At 45.2% G+C, this 9082-nt stretch carries 8 protein-coding genes; 4 read left to right on the top strand and 4 right to left on the bottom strand.

Annotation, left to right across the window (positions count from 1 at the left end; translation table 11 throughout):
- Both RMO84_RS00240 and RMO84_RS00235 read left to right on the top strand, forming a co-directional pair.
- The coding region (locus RMO84_RS00240; RefSeq protein WP_310486395.1) for a DUF3120 domain-containing protein at positions 1-195 on the top strand (195 nt) is incomplete at its 5' end.
- Positions 196-270: 75 nt separating this feature from the next.
- Entirely contained in the window at positions 271-1320 is a 1050-nt protein-coding gene (locus RMO84_RS00235; protein ID WP_310486394.1) for an adenylate/guanylate cyclase domain-containing protein, read from the top strand.
- A gap of 29 nt (positions 1321-1349) precedes the next feature.
- On the opposite strand, the gene RMO84_RS00230 is transcribed toward RMO84_RS00235, so the two are convergent.
- The 3 genes from RMO84_RS00230 to RMO84_RS00220 form a co-directional block, all read right to left on the bottom strand.
- Complete coding sequence (locus tag RMO84_RS00230) at positions 1350-2999, bottom strand: tetratricopeptide repeat protein (RefSeq protein WP_310486393.1); 1650 nt, start codon at positions 2997-2999, stop codon at positions 1350-1352.
- Complete coding sequence (locus RMO84_RS00225; RefSeq protein ID WP_310486392.1) at positions 2959-4290, bottom strand: P-loop NTPase fold protein; 1332 nt, start codon at positions 4288-4290, stop codon at positions 2959-2961. Before RMO84_RS00225 ends, RMO84_RS00230 begins: the two co-directional genes overlap by 41 nt.
- A gap of 118 nt (positions 4291-4408) precedes the next feature.
- Entirely contained in the window at positions 4409-5356 is a 948-nt protein-coding gene (locus tag RMO84_RS00220; protein ID WP_310486391.1) for an alpha/beta hydrolase, read from the bottom strand.
- Between the two features lie 569 nt (positions 5357-5925).
- On the opposite strand from RMO84_RS00220, the gene RMO84_RS00215 reads away from it, so the two are divergent.
- Positions 5926-6432: a hypothetical protein gene (locus RMO84_RS00215; RefSeq protein WP_310486390.1), complete on the top strand. Its 507-nt coding sequence runs from the start codon at positions 5926-5928 to the stop codon at positions 6430-6432.
- A gap of 78 nt (positions 6433-6510) precedes the next feature.
- Here the strand turns inward: RMO84_RS00215 and RMO84_RS00210 are convergent, their stop codons facing one another.
- The gene (locus tag RMO84_RS00210) at positions 6511-8049 is read right to left on the bottom strand and encodes an anthranilate synthase component I family protein (RefSeq protein ID WP_310486389.1); all 1539 of its coding nucleotides are present in this window, start codon (positions 8047-8049) and stop codon (positions 6511-6513) included.
- 301 nt (positions 8050-8350) lie between these two features.
- Between RMO84_RS00210 and RMO84_RS00205 the strand changes: the two genes are divergently transcribed.
- Complete coding sequence (locus RMO84_RS00205) at positions 8351-8602, top strand: hypothetical protein (protein ID WP_310486388.1); 252 nt, start codon at positions 8351-8353, stop codon at positions 8600-8602.
- Positions 8603-9082 lie beyond the last annotated feature (480 nt).

The raw sequence follows: 9082 nt of genomic DNA, 5'->3' as shown, positions 1-9082 counted from the left end.
ATCTTACAGCAAGCGATCGCCCAAGTTCGCACGCCTTGGGGCACAGCCTGGGCAGTTGTCCTCGTAAATTTGTTATTAGGTGTGGGTATAATACCTTTAGGAACAAAACAGTGGCATTGGTATGCTTTCAGTGGCGCAGTTTTAACCACGATCGTCGTCGATAGCTTATTTCTGTTGGTTGCTAGCCATACTTAGGCGATCGCCTTGAGATGCGGTTAGTACTGGCAAAATCTTCAATCCACTAGTTCACCGTCATATCTTTACCCAACCGTGAACCAGGGCCTCTCACCTTATCTAATCCTTAATACTGACAACGGTCAACGCCAGCTATCATTAATTGATGGCAACTGCTGGACTGTGGGTCGGGGGGATGACAATCAGTTTGTCGTCAAAGATCGTTGTATTTCTCGCAATCATGCGATGATCCAATACACCGATGCTGGCGACCACTATCTTATCGACTTGGGTAGTAGCAATGGCACCTTTGTTAATGGTCGCCGAGTCAGTATTCCCGTCACGATTCACGACGGGGATACGATTACCTTCGGTCAAACAGAATTTGAATTTCATTGCCCGAGAGCCGATGGTACGCTCAGTGTCGATGCGGAAGGTACGCTCGATGGTACAGTCACTTCAGTATTGCATCTGCGCAAACTGATGTCTGTGATGGTCGTCGATATGCGCAATTTTACGATCCTCACCCGTCAGACGAATGAAAATCTCCTCTCTGAGGTGATGAGTGCCTGGTTCCGCAATGCCGGTGCGATCATTCGCAATCGCGGTAGTTGGGTGGATAAATATATCGGCGATGCGCTGATGGCGTTGTGGTTCCACAATGGCGAGACTGTCACCAAACAAGAGATGATGAATATCCTCTTGGCATTGGACGATCTCAATAAAATGACTAGAGAGCTGAGCCAACAGTATCCGTTACCCTTTGAACTAAAAATCGGTGCGGGGATTAATACAGGTCATGCGATGATCGGTAATGCTGGCAGCGGCGATAGACCAGACTATACAGCTTTAGGCGATACAGTCAATGCCGCATTTAGATTAGAAGCAATTACCAAAGAACTCAACGCCGAAATCGCGATCGGTTCTTCCACATATCGTTATCTAGCACCATTACTGGGCAAGCATCGGGTATTTAAAGAATGCTCCGTCGATCTCAAAGGTTACGATGTACCCGCGATCGTTCATGCGACCAATTTCGGCCCCCTCAATGCCTTTTTACAATTAGCAAATAGTAGTGGCTCTGCGACTCAACTCGTCCCACCCCAAACGCAAACTAGTATCGATCGAACAACTAGTAGTACTTAACACTCGATCGATCGCGGCTACTTGAGATCTCACGCCGCCATCCGCCCTCTCACCTCTGCCACAGTCACACCCAAAATCTGCGCGATCGATTCTAACAGTCTCTCGTCTTGAGTGGCTGCATAGATGCGAGAAAGATTGCTGATAGTCATATCAATACTGTGCGAATCTTGAAATTGCTGAAAGATCTCCAAAGCTTGCAATAAGTTTGCTCCGGCTTCTGGCAAGTTTTCTTCAGCTTCGGCTAATAATCCTAACTGCCCGTATGTGCTGGCTTGGGAATAGCGATCGCCAAATTCGACATAAATTTCCAGCGCAAGTTGATAATTGCGCCGTGCTTCGGCATATTCCTGCAACTCCTCAGCAACTATCCCCAAATTATGGTAGGTGATGGCTTGGGAATGTCGATCGCCAAATTCGACTTTAATTTTCAGAGAGAGTTGATAATTGCGCCGTGCTTCGGCATATTCCCGCAACTCTTGGGCAATTATCCCCAAGTTGTGGTAGACGCTGGCTTGTCCATATAGATCGCCAAATTTGACAAAAATTTCTAGAGCGAGTTGATAATTGTGCCTTGCCTCTTCATATTCCCGCAATTCTTCGGCAACTGTCCCAAATTGTCCGTAGGTGCTAGCTTGTCCATAGAGATCGCCAAATTTTACATCAATTTCTAGCGAGAGTTGATAATTGCGCCGTGCTTCTGCATATTCTCGCAACTCTTGGGCAACTATACCCAGAAAATGATAAATTTTAGCTGTACTCTGTCTATCTCCAGTTTGTTCGGTGACTAATAGCGACTGCTCGAACCAAGATCGAGCTGGGTGGAATTGTCTCAAATCATAACTGATAATACCCAGATGATAAAGAGCGATAGCTTCACCCTGTAAGTATTTTAACTCGCGACTGAGTTCCAGCGATTGATGGAAATATGCCTGCGCCGTTTCAAATTCACGAATAGATCGATGGGCAGATCCCAATTGATTTAAGACTTCAATCCGAGCGCGACTACTGGCTTCCGTATCCTCTGTATATTCCTGAAGCAACCGCTCCAATAAATCGATCCGCTCGGCTTGTTCTCCCTTGGGATAGGTGCGATTCCTACTGGGGTTATCGGCTGTTTGTTGAATAACTCGCTCCAGAGTAGCGGGTGCGGCTTGAAATTTGAAGGTGGCTGATGTCCATGCCCAAAAATCTGGCGCGAATTGGGCGATGCGGGTGACGGCGTAGTCTGGGAGCAGGAATAGCGTCGGATGAGGCAGGGTGGTGAGAAAAGAATCGCGGGTGTAGTTGAGATTAGTAATAATAGGTGGATAGTCGCCTGTCGTCCCGATTGATTTTTCTAAACCGCGCAGTAATAACACCAGTTTTTTATCTGGTTGTCGATCGATCTGCCGTAGTTGCTCCTGTAAAGTTTCGAGTAAGAACCGCAGATCGGGGTTATCTAGTTCGATGAGCGCAAATTGAATATTTTGACATTGAGGATGCCCATCTAAATGGGTGATTAGCTCGTTAATGTCAGGTGGGAAATTCACCTCCACGAAGCCCAATTTAAACCCCCTGGACATCTGGAGAAAGGCAAGCAGAAATTGGAATACTTCTCCATTATCCGATCGCGTTAAGAGGGGGCAATCCGCTTGAATATTATGGGGCTGGAGGGCTGCTGATGGCTCTGTTGAAGGCATTGCTACGCATGAGTAAGGGATTGGGATAGTTCCAGCGATCGCTACCGTTATACTCTAGGACAGCGGTACTAAATAACATCTGCTGGCCGACTTCATCGTCTTGAATTTCTTTAGTTAGGGCAATGTTTGCTAACTCGGTGAAGTATTTTTTGGGGGTCGATCGCTCGAAACTAAATTGCAATTGTTTGATGGCATAATCCACGTCATCGATTTGAATTTTGGCATGATTTCTGCCTTGGGCAGTCAAACAAGCTCTTTGCATCAATTGCATCAGTTGGCGCACATGACCGCCGCTAGCTTTGACTATTTCCAATAGTTCGTTACTAGAAGCAAAAATATCATTGATATCTACTCTTTTTTCAATGATTGTCGAGACAGCATTTAAACCATGCGGATTATATTCGAGTGGATATTTACTGCGATCGAGTTGATAGATATTTACCATTGGCACGATATGCGGATCGCCAAAAGTACCATTCAAACCGCGTGGCGAATACAAAATCGAAATCGGTACGGTATAAATTATCGTGCAGTGAAGTTCTTGGAGTTGGGCTGCATAATCAAAAAACAGTTTGTGTGACACCTCGATCGGGCAGCGATCGAGATTATCCACGATGACGAGAAATCCTTTGTAATGAGGGAATTTTTTCCTTAGTTTTTTCAATCCATCCCCTAACAGCAGATTGATATCTGCTTTCATTCTCGTTACTTCTCTAATCAGCTTCTCCCTAACAACTGTCTTCTGAGATGTCCCATTTTTAATCTGTCCCTTGAGTTTAAATAAAAGTTTTGCTAGAAAAGGAACTTCACCTGATAAGCTGGTTTCAGCTTCCGTCTCGATCGAGAGTCCGACGGATTCTTCTGTTTCTTTGGTAATTTCTTTAAACCAATTCTCCACACTTTGAAGCAACCGAGCATCAAATCTAATATCGATCTGACGCAGAGCGTATTCTACTTGACGAATCACCGTCAAATAAATATCAATATATTCTAAATCGTTAATATCCGTCTCTTCTTGAACGTCTAAAAAAACAGTTAGATAATCATCTTTACACTTAGCTTCAATCCGGTGCAATTCGGTACTCTTACCACAACCACGATGCCCAGTGAATAAAATCGTCGCAAACTTCTCAGCCTTTTGTTGCTTTAAAATCTGTTCTACCTGCACAATCGCTTCACTATTTCTCGCGTCTAACAGCGGTAGATAAAACCGCTCCAAATCTTTGCCCTGAAGTGGTGCGACTTCGCAGACATCATAAGCATCGATTAAGTTGTTCGCTAAATCTGTCATATTCCGATCTCATCTACCCACATCAATATCATATCCCACCCCGTCTGGCAGTGGATCGTCCCTAATCGCGATCGGCATTTTCGCAGCTAACACCTGTCGATCGTTACTCTGTTTCCGTTCATCTACTGGTTCGGGGATGCGATCGAGTAATAAATTGACTAATTGCCCGCAAATATGAAGATTCGGGCTGGTAAATCGCAATGTGTCCGCCGCCAGGAACCAGATAAAGTTGTTTTGGTGCTGGAGCTGCTTGATAGAGTCGTTCGGACATTGCAACTTCGACAATCGCATCGCTAGTACCATGAATAAATAATACGGGCATTTTCAGATTGGGTACTTTCTCGATCGAGCTAAATCGATCGGTTAATAGCAATTCGATTGGAAACCAGCGGAGTGAAGAATTCTGGCGCGCTGCATCGGACATATTAGTAAAAGTGCTTTGAGCGATTAATGCAAAAGCATCGGGATGTTTGCTCGCCAGATCGATCGCCACAGCACCACCCATTGACTCGCCATAAATTGCAATATCGCCTGGATTAATTTGGCGAGATTTAGTTAGATATTGCCAAGCTAGCTCGGCATCCGCATATATCTGACGTTCGGTCGGAAAATTGCCCCCACTAGCTCCAAAACCGCGATAATCTACTACTAAAATACTAAACCCTAGTTGATGTAAAGCTTGCAGGCGAAATAGTACACTGCTCTTGTTACCCCCTCGTCCATAAAAAAGCAGCAATACTTTCGGCGATTTAAGAATTTTGCTCGGTTCTAGGGGCAGTGCTGGCGGCTCCGAGGCTGTAGGTGCTGGCAACCACCACCCATGCAAATTTTCTCGATCCTTAACAGGAATCAATAATTCCTCGTACCTCAATCTAATTTTAGGATCGTTAGGCAATCGGTACAGATCTCGGCGTGGTGCATAGAGCATCCGACCCTGATTTAGATACAAATACACGCAACACCCCGCATAGCCGATCGAACTTATACCTACTCCAACCATTAATAAATGTTGCCAATTGAACTTATTTTTACCACCTTGTTGTCTAAATTTATTAATTATTCGCATTTTGAAGTTAGGATAAAATTTAATCTGTTAACGATGAGTAAATCATCTAGCCGATGTTGAAGTAGTGCTAAGCAATGTCTAATTTTGTTGCAAAGTAACTTGCGATACAAATAAGTATTAGATACTAATAACTAGACATCCTCTGCATGTTTACATCCCCAAGTTGTTATCTGCAAGCCTCCCAGTTCTACCTAATTAATTGGCGTGAAGCCGATCGATTAGCTAGACAATATCTACCATAGATCGATAGTATGTTGACTATCAAAAAATCGATGACAGATTGAGTCAAGACTAGAGCAACAAATGAATGAGCTACGGCAGGGCGACCGTCAGGGCAGCTTATATGAGATCGGCAATTGACCCTCTTAATTTAAGATAGTAAATCTTAGATGATGTGAAGTAGATTTGGGGTTTTGTTGATGAGATTACTGGTACTCGTACCAAAGATTAAAAACAGCTCCGATGCCTGCTTCTATTTAACTTCAGAACAACTAGATTTAATTCCTGAGTCATCCCCTATCATTGGCTGCTATCTACATTAATCATCGTGCGATCGGGGGTTGACGTTTATGATACTTAATACGTTATTGCAGTCTATCCGTAACGGCAAAAATCGCTGGTTTATTAGCCTTACCCTCGCTGTTTTGGTCATCCTTATCGGTCAAAAAACAGCAGCAGCCGATCCCACTGCCACGATCGCTAGTTCCACCCAAGTGAGCGTTCCGCCTACGACGAATGGTGTTTACCTGTATGGTGAATCCGATCGGGCAGATGTGGTCGGTAAAGAATATATGGTATTTGAAACGATCGGCAACAAAACGATTGGTGCGTTCTATCTACCTCGATCGGAATTTAGTTGCTTCTACGGCCAATTTAAAGGTTCGCGATTAAATGTTACTTTAATTGATGCTTTCGATCTGAAAAAGTATCAATTAACCTTGAACCTCAATCCCAATGGTCTGACTGCCAGCAAGCAGCCAATGATGGGCGAACCTACCTATCAACCGATCGGCAAAATTAGCAATAGCGATTTGCTAATCCTTCAGACTTGTAAACTGCAACTGCAAAAATCTTAATCGCAACAGATGATTTTTGGAGCTTTGCAGAGATCCAGGGTGCCCCTTGTGGGTACCCTGGATCTCTGCTGTTACTATCTATTTATCGGTTACTAAACACCGAATTGCTTCTAGCAATCCTCTGGCTTTATTCAAAGTTTCCTCGTATTCTGTGACCGGATCGGAATCGGCAACTAATCCCGCGCCAGCTTGTACGGAGACAATATGATTTCCGCGTTCATCGGGACGCACAACCATTGTCCGCAGGGTAATGGCGGTATTGAGTTGCCCTTCAAAATCATAGTAACCATATACGCCCGAATACGCCCCCCGCCGACAACCTTCGAGCTTGTGAATGATTTCCAGCGCGCGAATTTTGGGCGCGCCGCTGACGGTACCCGCTGGGAAACAGGCTTTGAGTAGATCCCAGGCGGTTTTTCCTGGCGCGAGTTGGCCGACAGCATTGCTGACGATGTGCATGACATGAGAATACCGCTCGATCGTCATTAATTTATCGACGACTACCGTACCACTCGTACAGACGCGACCCAGATCGTTGCGTCCTAAGTCTACCAGCATCACATGTTCGGCGACTTCCTTGGTATCGGCGAGCAGTTCCAATCCTAGAGCTTCATCTTCTTGGGGTGTCTGTCCCCGCCGTCGGGTACCCGCGAGGGGACGCAGGGTGGCTTTGAGCGTACCATCACGATCTCGATCGGCTCTGACCATCACTTCGGGACTAGAACCGATAATCTGCCAGTCCCCAAAGTTGAAGTAAGCCATATAAGGCGAGGGATTGACCAGGCTGAGCGATCGATAGAGATCGAAGGGATCGCCAGTATAACTAGTAGACAAGCGTTGGGACACGACAACTTGGAAGATATCGCCAGCGGTGATATGTGCTTTGGCTGTCTCGACATTGGCGCAGAATTCTGCTTTGGAAGTGTTGCTGGTATAGGCGGCTGGCAGTTCTGTTAACGCTGGAGAGGGTTGCGGCGGCGTCCAGTGGAGGAATTTGGGGGTCAGCGGTTGTTGGAGTTTTTCAACGAGGGTTTTGATTCGATCGCTTGCCTGAGTATAGGCGAGTTCGAGATTTCCATTAGAACCTTGGAGATCGGCATAGGCGATCGCCCAGATTTTGCGTTTGACTCGATCGAAGACGATCAGATGATCGACTTGCATCCATAAGCCATCTGGTAAGTCGTCAGCAGTAGCTGGATGAATCGGAACTCTAGATTCGATCCATTTCATCAATTCATAGCCCCAGAAGCCAAATAAACCACCGATACCGCCTGGAAGTTGTGGGAGTTTGACTGGTTGATACGGCTCTAGACATGCAGCTAACGTCTGAAAGGGATCGCCAGTAAATGTAGTAACGCTACCATCGCGATGGGTTTGCGTCGTGCGATCGCCGCGATTTTCTAGCACCCACAAGGGATTACAGCCCAAGAAGCTATAACGTCCGACAGTCTCCCCACCTTCGACGGATTCGAGCAAAAAGCTATAGGGTTGACCCGCACAGACTTTATGCCAAGCCGAAACAGGAGTATCGAGATCGGCAACCCATTCTTGATACAGGGGAATAAAGTTACCGTGGCTGGCTAGCTGGCTGAATCGATCGAAACTAGGGAAAATCATTGCATTTACTGGAGTTGGTGACTGAAATCGATCGAAGTTGGGGAAGATCGTGGCAGGGGATGTTTTCTATTGTCCCTGCTGAGGTAGTTCTAGGGCAATAATTTGTTATCTTTGGCTGCAAATCTCAATTTTTACTACTGGTTGGGGAGTAATATAATCGAGGCTGCTGGGTTCGCTCGCTCGATACCAACTACTCGATCGAACCAATCCGCAAGATCTCGCAGCTATCTTATCGCCGATTTTTAACGATCGAGACGATCGTTCGAGCACTTAGTCCGATTTTCTTTATCAGATAATTAGTATGTCCATACAGAAAGATAAATTAGCTAAAACACTCCAATTAACTAGCAGTGCTTGTGCTGTTTGTGGTGGCGTTTTGCTTGCTGCTAATTTAGCAAATATTAGTAAGTACGGATTTTTGATACTAGCAATGAGTTCTGGCCAGCTATTAGTTTCAAGTCTACTTACCAAGGATACCCGAATGATTATTTATTCGGGATCTTTGTTTCTATTTGTCGATTGCTTGGGCGTCTATCGCTGGATTATTCAATAGCGAAGGCTCGATCGAGCCTGTCCTCTCCTGCAATTAACCTGTCGGTGGGTCAGATCCCCGATGATTATTGCAGCGATTTTGCGAGGGGTGTCTGAACTATGATTTTTTTGATGATGAGATGGACTTTGATTAACTGCTAGAAAAGAATCACAGTCCATCATTTAATCATTCTAATCACAGTTCAGACGTTTCTGCTGGTGGGGTCAGAAAACCGACTTCTTCGGAGAAGTCGGTTTTCTTGTTTGGGTTCTTATCGCGTCGAATGGCTGAGGTGGATCTGGCTCTGGCTCAGTTATATTTAGGACATGAGGGTTGGTTGAGCTACCGAACGAAAGCCACCAATATTCATAAGTATTCTTGTTAGTAATGTTGCCCTCATCTGCGATCTTTACGAAGGGAAATCGGGGTTTTAAATTTTAGTGACGATCGATAAGTTATTATCGATCACCATTTTTTAGATCTATACAAATTAGCAAAATT

It is taken from the genome of Chamaesiphon sp. VAR_69_metabat_338 (genome assembly GCF_031423935.1).
GTDB lineage: Bacteria > Cyanobacteriota > Cyanobacteriia > Cyanobacteriales > Chamaesiphonaceae > Chamaesiphon.
Note: the sequence above shows the minus strand (reverse complement) of the source record. Positions and strands in the feature narration are given on the sequence as shown.

Coding starts and splice junctions, on each gene's coding strand:
- RMO84_RS00230 (WP_310486393.1), bottom strand. CDS start 2,999: ATGCCTTCAACAGAGCCATCAGCAGCCCTCCAGCCCCATAATATTCAA.
- RMO84_RS00225 (WP_310486392.1), bottom strand. CDS start 4,290: ATGACAGATTTAGCGAACAACTTAATCGATGCTTATGATGTCTGCGAA.
- RMO84_RS00220 (WP_310486391.1), bottom strand. CDS start 5,356: ATGCGAATAATTAATAAATTTAGACAACAAGGTGGTAAAAATAAGTTC.
- RMO84_RS00215 (WP_310486390.1), top strand. CDS start 5,926: ATGATACTTAATACGTTATTGCAGTCTATCCGTAACGGCAAAAATCGC.
- RMO84_RS00210 (WP_310486389.1), bottom strand. CDS start 8,049: ATGATTTTCCCTAGTTTCGATCGATTCAGCCAGCTAGCCAGCCACGGT.
- RMO84_RS00205 (WP_310486388.1), top strand. CDS start 8,351: ATGTCCATACAGAAAGATAAATTAGCTAAAACACTCCAATTAACTAGC.